General features: G+C 61.9%; 21 protein-coding genes and 1 tRNA gene. 21 read left to right on the forward strand and 1 reads right to left on the reverse strand.

Annotated features, from left to right (window positions below):
• The first annotated feature begins 195 nt into the window (after nt 1-195).
• The 5 genes from ACQ4WQ_RS03990 (at nt 196) to ACQ4WQ_RS04010 (ending at nt 5,836) form a co-directional block, all read left to right on the forward strand.
• Nucleotides 196-1,404: an MFS transporter gene (locus tag ACQ4WQ_RS03990; protein ID WP_436494821.1), complete on the forward strand. Its 1,209-nt coding sequence runs from the start codon at nt 196-198 to the stop codon at nt 1,402-1,404.
• A 205-nt stretch (nt 1,405-1,609) separates the two neighbouring features.
• Nucleotides 1,610-2,368 (forward strand): SIMPL domain-containing protein, encoded by a 759-nt coding sequence (locus tag ACQ4WQ_RS03995; RefSeq protein ID WP_099410972.1) that lies wholly within the window; start codon nt 1,610-1,612, stop codon nt 2,366-2,368.
• A gap of 110 nt (nt 2,369-2,478) precedes the next feature.
• On the forward strand, nt 2,479-3,234 hold the full coding sequence (locus ACQ4WQ_RS04000) for an SIMPL domain-containing protein (protein WP_326458481.1): 756 nt from the start codon (nt 2,479-2,481) through the stop codon (nt 3,232-3,234).
• 157 nt (nt 3,235-3,391) lie between these two features.
• Nucleotides 3,392-4,243, forward strand: coding sequence for a CDP-diacylglycerol--serine O-phosphatidyltransferase (gene pssA, locus ACQ4WQ_RS04005; protein WP_034779546.1), 852 nt, complete (start codon nt 3,392-3,394; stop codon nt 4,241-4,243).
• A gap of 48 nt (nt 4,244-4,291) precedes the next feature.
• Nucleotides 4,292-5,836, forward strand: coding sequence for a 2-isopropylmalate synthase (locus tag ACQ4WQ_RS04010; protein WP_326458482.1), 1,545 nt, complete (start codon nt 4,292-4,294; stop codon nt 5,834-5,836).
• Between the two features lie 18 nt (nt 5,837-5,854).
• Here ACQ4WQ_RS04010 and bamE read toward each other — a convergent pair whose 3' ends face one another.
• Nucleotides 5,855-6,352 (reverse strand): outer membrane protein assembly factor BamE domain-containing protein, encoded by a 498-nt coding sequence (gene bamE, locus ACQ4WQ_RS04015; RefSeq protein ID WP_326458483.1) that lies wholly within the window; start codon nt 6,350-6,352, stop codon nt 5,855-5,857.
• A 185-nt stretch (nt 6,353-6,537) separates the two neighbouring features.
• Between bamE and rpsO the strand changes: the two genes are divergently transcribed.
• The 16 genes from rpsO (at nt 6,538) to ACQ4WQ_RS04095 (ending at nt 19,805) form a co-directional block, all read left to right on the forward strand.
• On the forward strand, nt 6,538-6,807 hold the full coding sequence (gene rpsO, locus ACQ4WQ_RS04020) for a 30S ribosomal protein S15 (RefSeq protein WP_010399743.1): 270 nt from the start codon (nt 6,538-6,540) through the stop codon (nt 6,805-6,807).
• A gap of 232 nt (nt 6,808-7,039) precedes the next feature.
• Nucleotides 7,040-9,157, forward strand: a complete 2,118-nt coding sequence (gene pnp, locus ACQ4WQ_RS04025) for a polyribonucleotide nucleotidyltransferase (RefSeq protein WP_070224120.1) — start codon at nt 7,040-7,042, stop codon at nt 9,155-9,157.
• Nucleotides 9,158-9,361: 204 nt separating this feature from the next.
• Nucleotides 9,362-10,057: a hypothetical protein gene (locus ACQ4WQ_RS04030; protein ID WP_326458484.1), complete on the forward strand. Its 696-nt coding sequence runs from the start codon at nt 9,362-9,364 to the stop codon at nt 10,055-10,057.
• A 6-nt stretch (nt 10,058-10,063) separates the two neighbouring features.
• Complete coding sequence (locus ACQ4WQ_RS04035; protein ID WP_326458485.1) at nt 10,064-10,363, forward strand: hypothetical protein; 300 nt, start codon at nt 10,064-10,066, stop codon at nt 10,361-10,363.
• Nucleotides 10,364-10,484: 121 nt separating this feature from the next.
• Nucleotides 10,485-12,434 (forward strand): methyl-accepting chemotaxis protein, encoded by a 1,950-nt coding sequence (locus ACQ4WQ_RS04040; protein ID WP_436494826.1) that lies wholly within the window; start codon nt 10,485-10,487, stop codon nt 12,432-12,434.
• 154 nt (nt 12,435-12,588) lie between these two features.
• Nucleotides 12,589-12,798 (forward strand): hypothetical protein, encoded by a 210-nt coding sequence (locus tag ACQ4WQ_RS04045; protein ID WP_436494828.1) that lies wholly within the window; start codon nt 12,589-12,591, stop codon nt 12,796-12,798.
• 109 nt (nt 12,799-12,907) lie between these two features.
• Complete coding sequence (locus ACQ4WQ_RS04050; protein ID WP_436494830.1) at nt 12,908-13,669, forward strand: GIN domain-containing protein; 762 nt, start codon at nt 12,908-12,910, stop codon at nt 13,667-13,669.
• A 62-nt stretch (nt 13,670-13,731) separates the two neighbouring features.
• Nucleotides 13,732-14,340, forward strand: coding sequence for a tetratricopeptide repeat protein (locus tag ACQ4WQ_RS04055; RefSeq protein ID WP_436494832.1), 609 nt, complete (start codon nt 13,732-13,734; stop codon nt 14,338-14,340).
• A gap of 71 nt (nt 14,341-14,411) precedes the next feature.
• Nucleotides 14,412-15,392 carry an NAD(P)H-quinone oxidoreductase gene (locus ACQ4WQ_RS04060; protein WP_436494834.1) on the forward strand — a complete coding sequence of 327 codons (981 nt, stop codon included), beginning with the start codon at nt 14,412-14,414 and terminating at the stop codon, nt 15,390-15,392.
• Between the two features lie 73 nt (nt 15,393-15,465).
• Entirely contained in the window at nt 15,466-16,215 is a 750-nt protein-coding gene (gene tpiA, locus ACQ4WQ_RS04065) for a triose-phosphate isomerase (protein WP_436494836.1), read from the forward strand.
• A 28-nt stretch (nt 16,216-16,243) separates the two neighbouring features.
• Nucleotides 16,244-16,648, forward strand: coding sequence for a preprotein translocase subunit SecG (secG, locus tag ACQ4WQ_RS04070; protein WP_034749996.1), 405 nt, complete (start codon nt 16,244-16,246; stop codon nt 16,646-16,648).
• A gap of 191 nt (nt 16,649-16,839) precedes the next feature.
• A tRNA-Leu gene (locus ACQ4WQ_RS04075) sits at nt 16,840-16,924 on the forward strand.
• A 177-nt stretch (nt 16,925-17,101) separates the two neighbouring features.
• On the forward strand, nt 17,102-17,461 hold the full coding sequence (locus tag ACQ4WQ_RS04080; RefSeq protein ID WP_010399734.1) for an NADH-quinone oxidoreductase subunit A: 360 nt from the start codon (nt 17,102-17,104) through the stop codon (nt 17,459-17,461).
• A gap of 3 nt (nt 17,462-17,464) precedes the next feature.
• Complete coding sequence (locus ACQ4WQ_RS04085) at nt 17,465-17,941, forward strand: NuoB/complex I 20 kDa subunit family protein (RefSeq protein ID WP_010399733.1); 477 nt, start codon at nt 17,465-17,467, stop codon at nt 17,939-17,941.
• 17 nt (nt 17,942-17,958) lie between these two features.
• Entirely contained in the window at nt 17,959-18,552 is a 594-nt protein-coding gene (locus ACQ4WQ_RS04090; RefSeq protein WP_436494838.1) for an NADH-quinone oxidoreductase subunit C, read from the forward strand.
• Nucleotides 18,552-19,805 carry an NADH-quinone oxidoreductase subunit D gene (locus ACQ4WQ_RS04095; protein WP_034749992.1) on the forward strand — a complete coding sequence of 418 codons (1,254 nt, stop codon included), beginning with the start codon at nt 18,552-18,554 and terminating at the stop codon, nt 19,803-19,805. The genes ACQ4WQ_RS04090 and ACQ4WQ_RS04095 overlap by 1 nt, the downstream gene beginning before the upstream one ends.
• Nucleotides 19,806-19,809: the final 4 nt, after the last annotated feature.

A 19,809-nucleotide genomic window follows, 5' to 3' on the forward strand; every position in this document is an offset into this window, starting at 1 on the left:
TTGTGCGCACGCTTTTGGTGCGTTTGCTTTACAATTCCGCCCTTCCTTTGCAGTTTCCCATGGACTGCATCTGTTTCGGTATCTGCCGACCGCAACGCGCATCACCGCTTTTGTAGCACGCCAGGCGCTAGCTGATTAGCCGCTTGCGCAATCTGAAGGACCCCTATGACCGACCGTATTACCGCCGCAGTGCCCATGCCGGGCACTGCAGACTCTTCCATTTCCGAGCGGCTTCCTATCCTCGCCTTGCTGGCCCTGGCCATGACGGCGTTTCTCGCCCTCCTGTCGGAAACCTTGCCGGCTGGCTTGCTGCCGCAGATTGCCCGGGACCTCGGCATTTCCGAAGTCATGACGGGCCAGCTGGTCACCGTGTACGCCATCGGTTCCATCCTGACGGCGATTCCCCTGACGGCGCTGACGAGCAGCTGGCGCCGGCGCAATGTCTTGCTGCTGGCCATCATCGGCTTTTTGATCTTCAATACGGCGACGGCCCTGGCGCCCAACTACCTCGTCGCTCTGGTTTCGCGCTTCGTGACGGGCATGGCCGCCGGCCTGGCCTGGGGCTTGATGGCCGGCTACGCGCGCCGCATGGTGAGCGTCGAGCAGCAGGGCAGGGCGATGGCCATCGCCATGATCGGCACGCCGCTGGCCCTGTCGCTGGGCGTGCCGCTGGGCACCCTGATGGGCGGCGTGCTGGGCTGGCGCAGCATCTTCGGCATCATGTCCGGCCTGGCCGTGGTGCTGGTCGCGTGGGTGTTGCTGGTCGTGCCCGATTATCCGGGGCAAAAGCAGGGCGAGCGTCTGTCGATCCGCCAGGTGTTCATGACGCCGGGCGTGCGGCCGATTCTGGCGGTGATCGTCGCCTGGATGCTGGCGCATAACATTTTATATACGTATATCGCGCCGTTCCTGGCGCCGTCCGGCTTGCGCCCCCGCGTCGATCTGGTGCTGCTCGTGTATGGCGTCGGTTCCCTGGCCGGCATCTGGCTGGTCAGCCAGCTGATCGATCGCTGGCTGCGCCCGCTCGTGCTGGGCTGCATCGCCGCCTTTGCCCTGGTGGTGGTCGCGCTGGGGCTGGCGATGGACTCGCCCGCCGTGATCTATGTCAGCATGGCCATCTGGGGCATCACCTTTGGCGGCGCCGGCACCTTGCTGCAGACGGCGTCGGCGGACGCGGCCGGCGACGGCATGGACGTGGCGCAAGCGATGGTGGCGACCATCTGGAACGTGGCCATCGCGGGCGGCGGCCTGGCGGGCGGCATGCTGCTCGACGGCTATGGCGCGGCGTCGTTCCCTTGGGCCATGCTGGCCTTGCTGCTGGTGGCGTTGACCATCGCCTGGGGCGCGCACCGCCACAGTTTCAAGCCGGGCCGGCGCAGCGGCGGCGCGGTGCTGGGTCACTAATACACTGTTATTTTGAATAACAGTGTATTGAAATGTGATCAAATGTGACTGGCAAGCACATTTTGTGACGATTTGTTAATTTGCGCCACAGGAATGAATGAGGCGTTAGAATCTACACAGTTTGACAAGTTTCTCAGGCGAAAGGGATGGCAAAAGCATCCCTTTCGCGGGCTGTCAGCCACATTAACTACCTAGGAGTACCCCCATGACCGTGATGAAATCCGTCCTTGTTGCCGCCGCAGCCACCGTTGCCCTGAGCGCGCAAGCCCAATCTTTGCCGACCAACGGCACCCTGGTGGTCGTACCCGCATTTGGCGAAGTCAAGCATGTCAATGACCAGGTGGTCGCTACCCTGGCCGTCGAAGAACAGGACAAGGACAAGGCTGCCGCAGCGTCGAGAGTCAACCAGAAGATGAACAAGGGTATCGCCATCGTCAAGCAGGCCGATCCGTCGGCAGCGCTGAAATCGTACGGCTACTACACCTATCCCGTGTATCCGGAAGAGCGCCCGTTGCCAGCCGGCGCCGTGGCCAAGCCACGTTTGCCGACGGCCTGGCGTGTCGGCCAGTACCTGGAAGTGACGACGGCCAATCTGGCGTCCCTGCCGAAAACCGTGTCGGCGGCGCAAGGCGTGCTGACCCTGAATGGCTTGAATTTCGGCCTGAAGCCGGAAACCATCCGCTTGCTGGACGACCAGCGCATCGCCGCCACCTATAAAAACCTGAACGAGCGCGTGGCCGCCATCGCCAAGGCCATGGGCCGCAACGTCTCGGACGCCGTGCTCGATACGGTGGACTTCGAAGGTTCGGGCAACTACGCCACCGAAAGCCGTCCTGCGGCCGCGCCGATGATGATGCGCAGCGCCAAGATGGTCGAAGACAGCAGCGTCGTCGCCGAACCGAGCTTCGAGCCGGGCGAAACCACGCTCGACATGCGTGTCGTCGGCAAGGTCAAGTTCAAGTAAGCTGAAGTAGGCTGATCAACGCGGGAAGATGTCCGCGTCAGCATGTTTTAAAAATCATGGGGCTGTTGGCCCCATGGTCGTTTTTGCCCCATTATTTTCAGGAGAACACCATGACCGTCATGAAATCGCTGCTGGCCGCAGCCGCCGCTACCGTTGCCCTGGGCGCACACGCCCAGACCTTGCCCACTTCCGGCACCCTCGTGGTGGTGCCCGCCAATGGCGAGGTGGTGCATGCGAACGACCAGGTGACCGTCACCCTGGCCATCGAAGAGCAGGACAAGGACAAGGCCGCCGCCGCCTCGCGCGTGAACCAGAAGATGAACCAGGGCACGGCCATCGTCAAGAAGGCCGACCCGCAAGCCGTGCTGAAGACCCAGGGCTATTACACGTATGCCGTGTACCCGGAAACGGCGCCCTTGCCGCCGGGCGTCGCCGCCAAGCCAAGGGTGCCGACGGGCTGGCGCGTGGGCCAGTACCTGCAGGTGACGACGACCAACCTGGCCGCCTTGCCGAAAACCGTTTCCGCAGCGCAAGGCGTGCTGACCCTGAACCGCCTGAACTTTGGCCTGGCGCCCGCCACCGTGCGCAAACTCGACGACCAGCGCATCGCCGCCGCGTACAAGAACCTCAACGAACGCGTGGCCGCCATCGCCGGCGCCATGGGCCGCAATGTCAATGACGCCGTGATCGACACCATCGATTTCGAAGGTTCGGGCAACTATGCGCAGCGCGTCAGCGTGGCCGGCGCGCGCAACATGAGCGCCGACTCCATGGGTTATGGCGGCAGCCAGGTGGCCGAACCGAGCTTCGAGCCGGGCGAAACGACCCTCAACATGGGCTTGGTGGCCAAGGTCAAGTTCAAATAAGGCTAGTATTGGTGTCAATATTGCCGGCTTGACGCCGCCGCGCTTTTCTTTGGCGGCGGCTCCTCTATAATGGCAACATCGGCAGGCGCACGCCGTGACAGTCTTGCGCCTGCCATCTGGCACCGAATCCCCTGCAGTACACAAGATATGGAACAACATGGCAAACTTCCCCCGTCGTAGAGGCAAGAACGGCACTCCCGCAGTATCCAAAGCGTCCCGCTTCAGCAAATTCGTGCGCCAGCCGGTGACCGATGGCACTGGCAAGAAAACCTTGCGCCGCCGCGGCATCTATCTGTTGCCGAACGCCTTCACGACGGCAGCCCTGTTTTGCGGCTTCTACGCCATCGTCATGGCCATGAACCAGAAATTCGAACACGCGGCCTGGGCCATCTTCATCGCCATGATCCTCGACGGCCTCGATGGCCGCATCGCGCGCCTGACGAATACGCAGAGCGAATTCGGCGCCCAATACGACAGCCTGTCCGACATGGTGTCGTTCGGCGCCGCGCCGGCGCTGGTGATCTACGAATGGTCGCTGCGCGGCATGGGCAAGCTGGGCTGGCTGGCCGCCTTCGTGTATTGCGCCGGCGCCGCCCTGCGCCTGGCCCGCTTCAACACGAACATCGCCGTGGTCGACAAGCGCTTCTTCCAGGGCTTGCCCAGCCCGGCGGCGGCCGCCATGGTGGCCGGCTTCATCCTGCTGATGAACGACCTGGAATTTGCCGGCAATCAGCTGGCCTGGGTGTCGTGGACGATCGCCCTGTTCTCGGGCCTGACCATGGTCACCAATGTGCCGTTCTACAGCTTCAAGGATGTGAATTTCCGCAAGTCCGTGCCTTTCATCGTGGTATTCCTGCTGGCATTGTTCTTCGCGCTCATTTCCATCGACCCGCCGAAAGTGCTGTTCCCGATTTTCGTCGCCTATGGCCTGTCCGGCTACGCCGTGTTTTTCTGGCGCATGGCGAAGGGCAAGCCAGTCAGCATCATCCAGACCGACCCCGAGCATTGATGCGCTGGGTCGGTAGCGTCGCCAGTCTTCAGCCAGCCAGGAGCAGCCATGAACACCAGCAACCGACTCATCATTTTTGACACCACCTTGCGCGACGGCGAGCAATCGCCGGGCGCTTCCATGACGCGCGAGGAAAAGCTGCGCATCGCCAAGCAGCTCGAGCGCATGAAGGTCGACGTCATCGAAGCGGGCTTCGCCGCCGCTTCGCAAGGCGACTTCGAGTCGATACGGGCGATTGCCGGCGCCGTGCGCGAATCGACCATCTGCTCGCTGTCGCGCGCCAACGACCGCGACATCGCCCGCGCCGCCGAAGCGCTGGCGCCAGCCGAGCGCAAGCGCATCCACACGTTTATCGCCACGTCACCGCTGCACATGCAGATGAAGCTGCGCATGACGCCCGAGGAAGTCTTGTTGCAGGCGCAGAACGCCGTGCGCTACGCGCGCCAGTTCACGGACGACATCGAATTCAGCCCCGAAGACGGCAGCCGCTCCGACGAGGATTTCCTCTGCCGCGTGCTGGAGGGCGTGATCGCCGAGGGCGCCACCACCATCAATTTCCCCGATACGGTGGGCTATGCCGTGCCTGAAATCTTCGGCAATACCATCAAGCGCTTGCGCGAACGCATACCGAATTCCGATAAAGCCATCTGGTCTGTCCATTGTCATAACGACCTGGGCCTGGCTGTGGCCAATTCGCTGGCCGGCGTCATGATCGGCGGCGCGCGGCAGATCGAGTGTACCGTCAATGGCCTGGGCGAGCGGGCCGGCAACACGGCGCTGGAAGAAGTGGTGATGGCGCTGCGCACGCGGGCCGCCTATTACAACTTGACGGTGGGTATCGATACGACGCAAATCGTCGCCGCCTCGAAAATGGTGTCGCAGATCACGGGCTTTGCCGTGCAGCCGAACAAGGCCGTCGTCGGTGCGAACGCCTTTGCGCACGCGTCCGGCATCCACCAGGACGGCATTTTAAAGGCGCGCGAGACGTATGAAATCATGCGCGCCGAAGACGTGGGTTGGACGGCCAACAAGATCGTCCTCGGTAAATTGTCGGGCCGCAACGCCTTCAAGCAGCGGCTGCACGAGCTGGGCATTGCGCTCGACTCCGAGGCGGAAGTCAACGCGGCTTTTCTCCGCTTCAAGGAGCTGGCCGACCGCAAATCCGAGATTTTCGACGAAGACATCATGGCCCTCGTCAGCGAGGAGCAGCAGGCGCAGGAGAGTGAGCACTACCGTTTCATTTCCCTGGCGCAGCAATCGACGACGGGGGCCGTGCCGCATGCGCGCGTGGAGTTTCTCGTCGGCGGCAAGCAGATCAGCTGCGAAGGGCGGGGCGACGGCCCCGTCGACGCCACCGTCAACGCCATCGAAAGCGCGGCCGCCAGCGGCGCGGAACTGGTCTTATTCTCCGTCAATGCCATCAGCACGGGCACGCAGTCGCAAGGCGAAGTGACGATGCGATTGTCGCGCGACGGGCGCATCGTCAACGGCGTGGGCGCCGACCCCGACATCATCGTCGCGTCGGCCAAGGCGTATTTGTCGGCGCTAAATAAGCTCCACGCCAAGGATGAACGCATCGACCCGCAGCCGTAAAAGGGCGCTAGCAATCTGTCACCAGAAAAACCGCCGCTCTTCCTTGTCCGGATCGGGCCCGTTCATCATCATGCGCACGATGCCGTCGTGGTCGAAGTGCACGTGCATCATGGAATCCCATACGCCCGATTCCTTGTAGCGGTAGGACCAGACGTAGAGCTTGGGCAGTGGCAGGTAGGATTTTTCCGTCGGGCGGCCCAGGGTGTGCAGCACGTCTTGCTGGGTTGACACGCCTACCTTGATGCGGGCAAAGCCTGGCGTGTCGAGCACCTGCTCGTAGGAAATGAGCTTGTCGTCGGGACCGAAGCGGGCCATGTACGTGTACTGGCCGTACGGGCCCGTCGCGTATTCGAGTTCCGGCCCCGTGGGCAGCTGGTAGATGGCCGTGGGCCGGCCCAGGCGCGCTTCCACGGCGGCGCGCGGCTCGCCCGGCTGCGGCGGCGGGACGTTCCAGCTGGCGCAGCCGGCCAGCGCGGCAAACAGCAGCGGCGTTGCTAATTTGAGCAGTTTTTTCATGTTTGACCTCCTGAAATGCAGGAAAACCCTATCATGCACCGAGAAAAGCGCGCACGGCAGGATACAGGCGGGCATTTTTCCGATATACTTGCGCGTCTGGTTGGAAGCATAGGCCAGTATTTTAATAATCGTAGTTCACGGTGGATAGGGTTCAGACTCTGTGCACCGCATGTGAAAGGTTTATCATGACAGTAGAAAACATCAACAAAGCCGCTATCATCGCGGACAACGCACGTGGTCAAAACGACACCGGCTCCCCTGAAGTGCAAGTTGCACTGCTGACAGCTCGTATCAACGAACTGAACGGCCACTTCAAAGCCCACTCGAAAGATCACCACTCCCGCCGCGGCCTGATCATGATGGTCAACCGTCGTAAGAGCCTGTTGTCCTACCTGAAGGCTAAAGACGCTACCCGTTATCGCGACCTGATCGCTAAACTTGGTCTGCGCAAGTAATTTTTGCCGTACAAGGTTTATACAGAAATGCCTGCGCCAGTTCGCTGACGCGGGCATTTTGTCATTTGAATTCCGGATTTATGTCGAGAAGTACAGTATTCTCTATCGATATCATGTTTTAAAAGTAAAGTAGCAAAGGTGGCAACAAGTAAAGGCAGCATTTTTACGCCGCCTGTGGTGAGGTGAACGACAGCCCCTGAAAATCTGTCGGCAATTAGAAAAGGGATACCCCATGTTTAACAAAGTTACGAAAACCTTCCAGTACGGTCAACACCAAGTGACCCTGGAAACCGGCGAAATCGCACGTCAGGCATCCGGCGCAGTGCTGGTGTCGATCGAAGATACCGTCGTTCTGGCAACGGTGGTGGCACGCAAAGATGCCAAGCCAGGCCAGGATTTCTTCCCTTTGACGGTTGATTATGTCGAGAAAACCTATGCTGCCGGTAAAATCCCGGGCGGTTTTTTCAAGCGCGAAGGCCGTCCTTCTGAAAAAGAAACACTGACATCCCGTCTGATCGACCGTCCTATCCGTCCGCTGTTCCCGGAAGGCTACCTGAATGAAGTGCAAGTCATCATTCACGTGTTGTCGGTCAACCCTGAAATCGATCCGGACATCGCCGCCATGATCGGCGCTTCCGCCGCCCTGTGCGTATCGGGCGTGCCTTTCAACGGTCCTATCGGCGCCGCGCGCGTCGGTTACGCCAATGGCCAGTACATCCTGAACCCGACCGTCCAGCAACTGAAAACGTCGGAAATGGACCTGGTGGTCGCCGGTACCGAAACGGCCGTGCTGATGGTCGAATCGGAAGCGAAACAGCTGTCCGAAGAAATCATGCTGGGCGCCGTGGTCTTCGGCCACGACCAGATGAAAGTCGTCATCGACGCGATTCACGACCTGGTGCGTGACGGCGGCAAGCCGGAAGTGGAATGGGCGCCTGCGCCGAAAAACGAAGCATTGATCGCCCGCGTCGCGCATTTCGCCAACGCCAAGATCAATGATGCGTATCAAACCAAGGACAAGCAAGAGCGTACGGCCAAGCTGAAGGCGGCGACGTCGGAAGTGATCGCCGACCTGTCGGCCGAAGCGGCTGCCAACGGCGGCGCGTCCATCGACAGCGCTGAAGTGAACAACATCCTGTTCGACATCGAAGCCAAGATCGTGCGTACGCAGATCCTGGACGGCGAGCCACGCATCGACGGCCGCGACACGCGCACCGTGCGTCCGATCTCGATCCGCACCAGCGTGCTGCCACGCACCCACGGTTCAGCCCTGTTCACGCGCGGCGAAACGCAGGCGCTGGTCGTCGCTACCCTGGGCACCGCCCGCGACAGCCAGAAGATCGATGCGCTGATGGGCGAGTTCACCGATTCGTTCATGCTGCATTACAACATGCCTCCGTTCGCCACCGGCGAAACGGGCCGTGTCGGTACGCCAAAACGCCGCGAAATCGGCCACGGCCGCCTGGCCAAGCGCGCGCTGATCGCCGCCCTGCCAGCCGCCGAAGAGTTCAGCTACTCGGTGCGCCTGGTATCGGAAATCACGGAATCGAACGGTTCCTCGTCGATGGCTTCCGTGTGCGGCGGCTGCCTGGCACTGATGGACGCCGGCGTGCCGATGAAAGAACACGTGGCCGGTATCGCCATGGGCCTGATCAAGGAAGGCGGCAAGTTTGCCGTGCTGTCCGACATCCTGGGCGACGAAGATCACCTGGGCGACATGGACTTCAAGGTGGCCGGTACCCGCAACGGTATCACGGCGCTGCAGATGGACATCAAGATCATGGGCATCACCAAGGAAATCATGCAAGTGGCACTGGCGCAAGCCAAGGAAGGCCGCGAGCACATCCTGGGCGAAATGCAAAAAGCCATGCCGCACGTCAAAACCGAACTGTCCGACTTCGCACCGCGTCTGATCACCATCAAGATCAATCCGGAAAAAATCCGTGACGTGATCGGCAAGGGCGGCGCCGTGATCCGCGCGCTGACCGAAGAGACGGGCACCCAGATCGACATCAGCGACGAAGGCGTGGTCACCATCGCTTCCGTTGACGCTGCCGCCGGCCAGGAAGCCAAGCGCCGCATCGAAGAACTGACCGCTTCCGTCGAAGTGGGCAAGACCTACGAAGGCACCGTGCTGAAACTGCTGGACTTCGGCGCCATCGTGCAAGTCATGCCAGGCAAGGACGGCTTGCTGCACATCTCGCAGATCGCCAACGAGCGCGTCAACGCCGTGGCCGACTACCTGAAAGAAGGCCAGCTGGTCCGCGTCAAGGTTCTGGAAACGGACGACCGCGGCCGCCTGAAGCTGTCGATGAAAGCTGCCGAAGGCAACGAAGCGCCAGCCGCTTAAGTCAGACTGACTGCGGCCTCGGCCGCATGCTCAAAAACCGCCGGCGCGCAAGCCCTGGCGGTTTTTTTATGCGCGTCGTTTGCGCTGTATCGAAGGTGTGTGCCGACGCGTGCACCGGCCTTGATCCAGCGCGTATCGGCCGCTGCCGCGCCTTGTAGATTCGGAGTGGGATTTTCCCTCGAGAGTCTTCCAAGGAGATGCAGCATGCGCACATTCTGCGGGCTGGCCGCCGCCTTTCTGCTTGCCGTCGCGCCCGGGGTCCGGGCACAGCTGGACAACGCACCCACGCCGGTGCCGTTGCCCATCCCCATCGCCGCCGCGTCCACGGCCATGCCGGCGCAAGACCTCGACGCCTTGCGCGCCGTGCATGCGCGCGAAATCAATGACCTCAGCACCTTCAGGACGGCGGGCTTGCCGCGGGATGCGATCGACGCCTACCTCGAAAGCGGACCAGGGCAGCAGTTCCTGCGCGAATTGCGCGCCGCCGATCCGGCCGCCTCGGCCGACACCATCTATGCGCGCGCGGTCGAGCAGCTCGCCTCCGGCAGCACCGTGCCGGACCTGCAGCCGATGGCTGCCGCGCTGGTGAAGATCGTGCCGCATGGCCAGAATGTGTCGCCGTATTCGCCGTATTTCACCACCAGCGCGCAATTGCAGCTGGCGTCCGGCCGCTGCGCCACCCTGGCCGACTGTTTCGGCTTGCCCTTGAAGAGCGAGGCGCCGCTGTATGATGTGTATCAGATCATGCCCAAGGGCACCGTCAACGTATTCGTCAGCCAGGTGGCGCCGACGCAGGAGCTGGGCGGGCTGGTGCGGCGCAAGGGCGGGGCGCAGCAGTATTTATTGCCCAACCGCAGCCTGTGGTCGGCACCCGTGCTGATCGGCACGATCAAGAATTGAGGACAGATGATGGATCAGCAGCGTTTGCAAGCCCGTGCCGCCGAACTGGAGCAGTTGCTGGGGCGCCTGGCGCCCGCCGACGGGGAGGTGGCCGACCTGCGCAGCGCGCTCGAGCCGCTGCTGGCCCTGGCGGGCAGCGGCGCCCTGGCCGTGCCCCTGCCGTGGGGCGATATCCCGGGCGGGCGCTATTTTACGGAAGGCGGCTTGCGCCAGTACCCCGAGCTGGAGCAGGCATTTGCCCGCTTCCGCATCGAAGCGACGGGCGGCGAATCGCCGGCTCTGCGCAAGCTGCGTGGCGAGATTTGATTTATATATGGTATCAATTGTTGTTTATGGGTAATTGAGAGTCGGTATTGCTTGACGACAAAATCTTATTCATCGACCATGGCGCATCCCTCCCGATTTTCTCTTTTTTATTGGATGCACCATGTTGTCCTCCCTTAAGGCGCGGCTGATCGCCATCGCCGTTTCCATCGTCGTGCTGGCCATGCTGGCCGTCGCCATCGCCAATTTCTTTACCACGCGCTCCAGTACCCTGGCCGCGCTCGACACGCAGATGCTGCAGTTGTCGCACAGCCATGCCACGGCGATCGCCGAATGGCTGCGTTCCAAGCAGGCCGTTGTGGGCTCGCTCAAGCAGGGCGCCACGGCGGCCGATCCCTTGCCTGCCCTGAAGGCGGCCGAGCAGGCAGGCACGTTCGACATGGCGTATATCGGCTTTGCCGACAAGCACGCCGTCTTTTCGCAGGAGCGCAAGCGCGCCGCCGACTACGATCCCACGGCACGCCCCTGGTACAAGCTGGCGTCCGAAGTGGGCGGCCCCATCATCACGGCGCCGTATATCGGCGCCAGCACGGGCAAGCTGGTGGTGACGTTTGCCGAGCCGCTGGGCGGCAAGGGCGGCGTGACGGGCGTGATGGCGGCCGACGTGATGATGGATGCGGTGGTGCAAAACGTCGCCTCGATCAAGCCGACGGCGGCCAGCTATGCCTTCCTCGTCGACGGCGGCGGCAAGATCATCGCCCACCCGGACGGCAAGCTGACCCTGAAGCCGCTGGCCGAGCTCGATCCGGGCCTGAGCGCGCAGGCGCTGGCCGATATCGAAAAGAGCGGCGACGGCGCCGCCATCCGCCTGGACGGGCGCGACGGCATCTTGCATGTAAGTAAGGTTCCAGGCAGCGACTGGCTGCTGGCCACCGTACTCGACCGCGCGGAAGCGACGCAGGCCTTGAGCTCCATGCTGCGCGCTTCGGCCCTGACGGCCTTGCTGGTGCTGGCCCTGGCCGCCACGGTCTTGAGCGTGCTGGTGGCGCGCGCCTTGCGCCGCCTCGGCCTGGTCCGCGATGCGATGGAAGCGATCGCCACGGGTGACGGCGACCTGACCAGCCGCCTCGATGCGGAAGGCACGGACGAGCTGGCGCAGATCGCCAAGGCCTTTAATTTGTTCGTCGAAAAGATCGCCACCGTGCTGGTGCAGATCCGCAGCATCAGCACCCTGGTGCGCAGCGAATCGGCCGATATCGCCGCCGGCAATGCCGACCTGTCCTCGCGCACGGAAGCGCAGGCGGGCGCGCTGGAAGAAACAGCCAGCTCGATGGATGAGCTGACCTCGACGGTGAAACAGAATGCGGAAAACGCGCATGCGGCCAACGAGCTGGCCGTGTCCGCTTCGGAAGTGGCGGCCAAGGGCGGCCGGGTGGTGCAGCAGGTGGTGGGCACCATGGCCGGCATCCAGGAAAGCTCGCGCAAGATCGTCGACATCATCGGCGTGATCGACGGCATCGCCTTCCAGACGAATATCCTGGCCTTGAACGCCGCCGTCGAAGCGGCGCGCGCGGGCGAGCAGGGCAGGGGCTTTGCCGTGGTGGCGTCCGAAGTGCGCAACCTGGCGCAACGCTCGGCTGGCGCGGCGAAGGAAATCAAGGAACTGATCGGCGACTCGGTGGAGAAGGTCGATGCGGGCGGCCGCCTCGTCGATGAAGCGGGCCAGACCATGGATCAGGTGGTGGCCTCGGTGCAGCAACTGACGACCATCATGAGCGAGATCACGGTGGCCAGCCGCGAACAGAGCGCCGGCATCGGCGAGATCAATACGGCCGTCACGCATATGGATACCATGACACAGCAGAACGCCGCCCTCGTCGAGCAAGCGGCTGCCGCCGCGGAAAGCCTGCAGGAGCAGGCCGTGGACCTGGCGCAAGCCGTCGGCATGTTCCGCCTGGGCGATGCAGGTACGGCACCCGCGCCCGTGACGCGCCTCAAGGCAAAGCCGGCCGCTCCGGCGTCGCGCGCGCCAGCCCGCGCGCTGTCGCCAGCCAAGCCGGCCAAGCCGCTTAAGGCAGCCAAGTCCGGCGCCGATGAGTGGGAAGAGTTTTAAGCTGCAAGCGTAGCGATCTGCACGTTCATCCGCGTTTTTGTCAGGCCAGCCTGCCAAAAGCGCAGTTCGTCGCAATCGGCGTGTCTGCCGGGGGCGGTATGGCTATAGTGACACCATACCGCAAGCCCACTGCCAGACACCCGAGGAGAACCACATGAACGCCGCTAAAAACATGGAAATCATTGCCGTTGCCGCCGCCATCCTGGTCAGCGCCAGCTGCTACGCCATCGCCCCGGCCGCTCCGGCCCTGCACGTGGCCAGTTCCACGGCCACCCTGGCCGCGCCAGCGAACAAGGCTGCCATGCAAGTGGTGGTAGTCAAGGCCAAGCGCCTGACTGCCCTGGAAAAAGCCCGCTTCGCATAATTAATTGTCAGCAATTTTTGCTGCTGCTACAGTGGCAGCCAGTGGCAATGCGCGGGAGCTCCACGAGGGCGCCGCGGCACATAAAAACAAGATACCGAGGATGCACTACATGAAAAAGATATTGCAACTGGCGCTGCTGTTCCTGGCGACACTGGGCCTGGTGCGCGGCGCGGCCGCCGAGACCCGCTTGCTGGAGATGCGCAGCGTCGACGCCCGCGTGGTGAGAGTCAAGCTCGATGGCGTAATGGAAGTGCGCATTCGCCAGGGCAACGTGCCTTCACTGAGCATCACGGCCGACAAGCGCTACATTGCCGATGTCAGCACGGCGCAAAGCGGCGACACGCTGCATATCGAAACGGAAGTGCGCGGCTTCAAGCTCGGCCCTTCATCGATCCGCGCCGACCTGGTCTTGCCGAACTTGCGCGAACTGAGCTCGGAAGGCTTCGGCAGCACCGACATCACGGGTTTCAAGGGCGAGGAGCTGACCCTGTCGCTGGAAGGGGCGGGCAGCATCAAGCTGGTGGGCGACTACCGCAAGCTCAATGCCAGCCTGGGCGGCGTGGGCAGCATGCAGATATGGATAGGCAACAATGAGCGCGCGGAGCTGGATTTGCAGGGCGCCGGTTCCGTGGTGCTGGGCGGACGCGGACGCATGCTGAAAGCCAGCCTGGGCGGCCTGGGCAGCCTGAATGCGCAGCAGTTCGAAGCGGACGCCGTCAACCTGGAATTGAGCGGCCTGGGTAATGCCACGGTGAATGCCCATACGAATGCCAAGCTGAACCTGAGCGGACTCGGTTCGGTGGTGGTGTACGGCAAGCCGGCCAACCGTGATATCAGCGTCGAGGGCCTGGGCAAAGTTAGCTGGAAGTAAACGCATTCTGCCGCAGGCCTTCGGCAGGACAAGAATAAGCAGTCAGACCACATCCCATTCCGATGAAAAAACTGATCATTACATTACTCATGCTGTGTGTCATACAGCTACCCGCGCGGGCCGGCTTCGTCGAGGGCGCCAGTGCCTACAACAACAAGAATTACGCGCTGGCTTACAAGGAAATATTGCCCCTTGCTAAGACCGGCAATCCCGATGCCCAGCATTTGCTGGGCTTGATGTATTACATGGGACGGGGCTTGCCGCAGGATTACAAGCAAGCCATGTTCTGGCACCGCAAGGCGGCCGAGCAGGGCAAGGCCGATGCCCAGTACGTGGTGGGCGCCATGTATTACACGGGCAACGCCGTGCTGCAAGACCACAAGCAGGCCGTGGGCTGGTTCCGCAAGGCGGCCGAGCAGAACCATGCCGAGGCGCAGCAGGTGCTGGGCCTGATGTACCGCTATCACATGGGCGGCGTGCAGCAGGATAACGTCATCGCCTACATGCTGTGGAATCTGGCGGCCGCGAATGGCAACGCGAATGCGGCCGACCAGCGCGCCGCCGTGGTGCGCAAGATGACGCATGAGCAAGTCGAGGAAGGGCAGGCCCTGTCGGCCAAATGGAAGCCGGGCACGCCCTTGCCGCGCCAGTCGAAAACGGGCGCCGGTTAAGACGGAGTGGTGGTCTGCAAGGGTGGGCGGCTTGGCGTACAATCGCCGTTTTCCCTTGAGAGAGTCCCGCCATGCGTGCAGTTGCCATCAGCCAGCCAGGTCCCGCCGACGTTTTGCAGATCACTGAGCGTCCCGTTCCCGCCTTCAAGACCGGCGAACTGCTGATCAAGGTGCACGCGGCCGGCATCAACCGCCCCGACGTGCTGCAGCGCCTGGGCAAATATGCGCCGCCAGCCGGCGCATCGGACTTGCCTGGCCTGGAAGTGGCGGGCGAAGTCGTCGATGGCGACTTTACCAATACCGCCTTCAGGAAGGGCGACCTGGTCTGCGCGCTGGTGCAGGGCGGCGGCTATGCCGAATACTGCGCCGCCCCCGCCGGCCAGTGCCTGCCCTTGCCCAAGGGCTTGACGGCGCTGGAAGGCGCCTCCCTGCCGGAAAACTTCTTTACCGTGTGGAGCAATGTCTTCGACCGCTGCGCGCTGGCGGACGGCGAAACGTTATTGGTGCAGGGCGGCACGTCCGGCATCGGCGTGGCGGCCATTCAATTGGCGGCCGCGCTCGGCCACCGCGTGTTCGCCACGGCGGGCAGCGACGAGAAGGCGCGCGCCTGCGAGGCGCTGGGCGCCGAACGCGGTATCAATTACCGCACGGAAGATTTCGTCGCCGTCGTCAAGGAATTGACTGATGGCAAAGGCGTCGACGTTATCCTCGACATGGTGGGCGGCGACTACTTGCCGCGCGAAATCGATTGCCTGGCCGACGATGGCCGCATCGGCCTGATCGCCGTGCAGGGCGGCACCAAGGCGGAACTGGACCTGGGCGCCTTGCTGCGCCGCCGCCTGACGGTGACAGGTTCCACCTTGCGTCCCCGTTCCGTGGCGTTCAAGGCGGCCATCGCGCACCACCTGCGCACGACCGTCTGGCCGCTGATCGAGGCGGGCAAGATCAAGCCCGTGATCTATCAAACGTTCCCGTTAGAAAAAGCCAACGAGGCGCATGCCTTGATGGAAGCGAGCACGCACGTGGGCAAGATCATGTTGCAAGTTGCCTGAAACGGGGCACTGCCTGTTTGACCGGCATCGGTGCCGGAGTTAGAATGACGGGTTATTAAGAATTTAGGCTACTATGCGTCGCAAACTCGTCGTCGGAAATTGGAAAATGAACGGCAGTCGCACCTCGAACGCGGTGTTATTGTCTGAAATAGTTGCTGGCCTGGCTGCTTCTGGCGCCGCCAGCGCCGTCTGCGTGCCTGCGCCCTACCTGGCGCAGTGCCAGGCGCAATTGGCAGGCACGGCTCTCGGCTGGGGTGCGCAGGATGTTTCCGCGCACGCCAGCGGCGCCTACACGGGCGAAATCTCGGTCGCCATGCTGCAGGATTTTGGCTGCGGCTATGTGGTGATCGGGCATTCCGAGCGTCGCGCCTACCACGGCGAGACCGATGCGCAGGTGGCGGCCAAGACGGTTGCCGCGCTGGCTGCGGGCATCACGCCTATCGTCTGCATCGGCGAGACGCTGGCGCAGCGCGAAGCGGGCCAGACCGACGCGGTCGTGGCGCAGCAGCTGGGCGCCGTGCTGGCGGCGATTTCCGCCGATGACGTGGCGAAACTGGTGCTGGCCTACGAGCCGGTCTGGGCCATCGGCACGGGCAAGACGGCCACGCCGCAAATGGCACAGGACGTGCATCAGGTATTGCGCGCCCAGCTGGCGGCAAAGAATGCGGTAGCGGCCGCCGGCGTGCAGATCCTGTACGGCGGCAGCATGAAGCCGGAGAACGCAAAAGAATTGATGGCGATGCCGGATATCGATGGCGGTCTGATTGGTGGAGCAGCATTGAAGGCGGCGGATTTCCTGGCGATTATTCACGCCGCCGATTGAATTAATTTAAACTAAGAATGGAATTGCAATGAACATGATGTTCAATCTGGTAGTGGTAGTACAGGTTATTTCGGCATTGTCGATTATCGCGCTGGTGTTGCTGCAGCACGGCAAGGGCGCCGACATGGGTGCCGCCTTCGGTTCGGGCGCCTCGGGCAGCCTGTTCGGTGCGACGGGTTCGTCGAACTTCATGTCGAAGTCGACGGGCGTTGCCGCCGCGATCTTCTTCGGCGCCACGCTGGCCCTGTCGCTGATGGCCAATCAGCGCGCCACCACGGTGGGCGGCGGCGTGATGGATAAAGTCGTCAAGCCAGTGCCAGTCACCGGCGCGGGCGCGATCCCGACGACGGTGCCTGCGGCAGCTCCGGCGGCCAGTGCTCCGGCAGCGGCGGCACCGGTTGCCAGCACCCCGGCAGGCGCGATTCCGAAGTAATTCTGTCGGAGCTCGATGCCTCATCGAGAGTAATTCTCATTACGGGCAGATTATTGCTCAATGTTTTAGCAGTGCGGCAGGAAAAAATCGTGACGTGCTGGAAGATGTAAAAATTTATCGTTTTTATCTGTGTTTTGATGCATTTGTGCATTAACTTTAGCGCCAAAGCAGAGTAGAATACGGGCCTTACCGCCGACGTGGTGAAATTGGTAGACACGCTATCTTGAGGGGGTAGTGGCGAAAGCTGTACGAGTTCGAGTCTCGTCGTCGGCACCAGAAATCAGAAGCCAGCAACGGCGCACGAGCCATGGCTCGTACAAAGTTGCTGGCTTTTTTTACGAGGATGTGTCGTTCGATCCTGGTCTTAGCTTTGATTGGGGTCGTGCGTTAGATACGCTGCAAATGATCGCAGCGTCCTCATTTAACCGATCGTTCAATATAAGCTTATCAATCGTGAACCTCGAAAATTACTTCCCCGTCCTGCTGTTCATTATTATCGGCCTTGGTGTCGGTATCGCTCCCCAGCTCCTGGGGCGCCTGTTAGGTCCTAACAAGCCTGACGCAGCAAAACTCTCCCCGTACGAATGTGGTTTTGAAGCATTCGAAGACGCGCGCATGAAATTCGATGTGCGCTACTATCTGGTCGCAATCCTGTTTATTTTGTTCGATCTGGAAACGGCATTCTTTTTCCCATGGGGCGTTGCAATGCGCGACCTGGGCTGGGCCGGTTTCGTCACGATGATGGTGTTTATCGCTGAATTCGTGGTCGGATTTTGGTACATTTGGAAGAAAGGTGCCCTTGACTGGGAATAAGCCATGGCTATTGAAGGCGTATTAAGCGAAGGTTTCATCACCACCTCGGCCGACAAGCTGATCAACTGGGCGCGCACCGGGTCTATGTTCCCGATGACGTTCGGTCTGGCCTGCTGTGCGGTCGAAATGATGCATGTGGGCGCAGCCCGCTACGATATGGACCGTTTCGGCGTCGTGTTCCGTCCGTCGCCGCGTCAGTCCGACGTCATGATCGTTGCCGGTACCCTGTGCAACAAGATGGCGCCGGCCCTGCGCAAGGTCTACGACCAGATGGCTGAGCCACGCTGGGTCATCTCGATGGGTTCCTGCGCCAATGGCGGCGGGTACTACCATTACTCCTATTCCGTGGTGCGCGGTTGCGACCGCATCGTGCCCGTCGACGTGTATGTGCCTGGCTGTCCTCCGACCGCTGAAGCCTTGCTGTACGGCATCATGCAGTTGCAGAACAAGATCAAGCGTACCAGCACGATCGCACGCTAACCGGGCCGCTTCAGATTATGACAACACATTTAGAAGTATTGCAAAACGCCCTCGGCACTGCCCTGGGCGATCGCGTTAGCACGACGGTTGCGCTGGGCGAAGTCACCCTGGTCGTCAAGGCCGAGGACTACCTGGCCGTGATGCAGACCTTGCGCGACGATCCGAGCCTGCATTTCGAGCAATTGCTCGACCTGTGCGGCGTCGACTACTCGACCTATGGCGACGGCAGCTGGGATGGCCTGCGTTTTGCGGCCGTTTCGCACTTGCTGTCGGTCAAGCACAACTGGCGCGTGCGCGTGCGCGTGTTCGCGCCGGACGACGACATGCCGCTGCTGCCCTCCGTGGTCGGCATCTGGCGCGCCGTCAACTGGTACGAGCGCGAAGCGTTCGACCTGCTGGGCATCCTCTTCGAAGGCCACAACGACTTGCGCCGCCTGCTGACCGACTACGGTTTCATCGGCCATCCGTTCCGCAAGGATTTCCCCGTCTCCGGCTATGTCGAGATGCGCTACGATCCGGAACAAAAGCGCGTGATTTACCAGCCCGTGACGATCGAGCCGCGGGAAAACGTGCCGCGCGTGATCCGCGAAGAACATTACGGGATGAAATAATGGCTGAGATTAAGAACTACACCCTGAACTTTGGGCCGCAGCATCCGGCCGCGCACGGTGTGCTGCGCCTGGTGCTGGAGATGGATGGCGAAGTCATCCAGCGCGCCGACCCGCATATCGGCCTGCTGCACCGCGCCACCGAAAAGCTGGCCGAGCAGAAGACCTACCTGCAATCCGTGCCGTACATGGACCGTCTCGACTATGTGTCGATGATGTGCAATGAACATGCGTACGTGATGGCCATCGAAAAGATGCTGGGCCTTGAAGTGCCGCTGCGCGCGCAATACATCCGCGTCATGTTCGACGAGATGACGCGCATCCTGAACCACCTGATGTGGCTCGGCACCCACGCGCTGGACGTCGGCGCCATGGGCCCGTTCCTGTATTGCTTCCGCGACCGCGAAGACTTGTTCGACGCCTACGAGGCAGTGTCGGGCGCGCGCATGCACGCGGCCTACTACCGTCCGGGCGGCGTGTACCGCGACTTGCCGGACGCGATGCCGCAGCACAAGGCGTCGATCATCCGCAACGCCAAGGCCATCGGCAAGCTCAACGAAAACCGCCAGGGTTCCCTGCTGGACTTCATCGAAGACTTCGCGCGCCGCTTCCCGAACTCGGTGGACGAGTACGAAACCTTGCTGACCGACAACCGTATCTGGAAACAGCGTACCGTCGGCATCGGCGTGGTCTCGCCGGAAGACGCGCTGGCCATGGGCTTTACGGGCGCCATGCTGCGCGGCTCGGGCGTGCAGTGGGATTTGCGCAAGAAACAGCCGTACGAAGTGTACGACCTGATGGATTTCGACATTCCTATCGGCACCAACGGCGATTGCTACGACCGCTACCTGGTCCGCGTGGAAGAGCTGCGCCAGTCGAACCGCATCATCAAGCAATGCGTGGAGTGGCTGCGCAACAATGAAGGTCCTGTCATGACCAGCAACCGCAAGGTGGCGCCTCCGGGCCGCGTCGACATGAAGACCAACATGGAATCGCTGATTCACCACTTCAAGCTGTTCACGGAAGGTTTCCACGTGCCGCCAGGCGAGGCCTACAGCGCCGTGGAACATCCGAAGGGCGAGTTCGGCGTGTATCTGGTGTCCGATGGCGCCAACAAGCCGTACCGCATGAAACTGCGCGCGCCAGACTACGCCCACTTGCAGTCGCTCGACGAGATGGCGCGTGGGCACATGCTTGCCGACGCCGTGACCATCATCGGGACGCAAGATATCGTGTTCGGCAGTATTGACCGCTAAGAGG

This window comes from Janthinobacterium goodfellowi, assembly GCF_051380695.1.
In the GTDB taxonomy this organism is placed as follows: domain Bacteria; phylum Pseudomonadota; class Gammaproteobacteria; order Burkholderiales; family Burkholderiaceae_D; genus Janthinobacterium.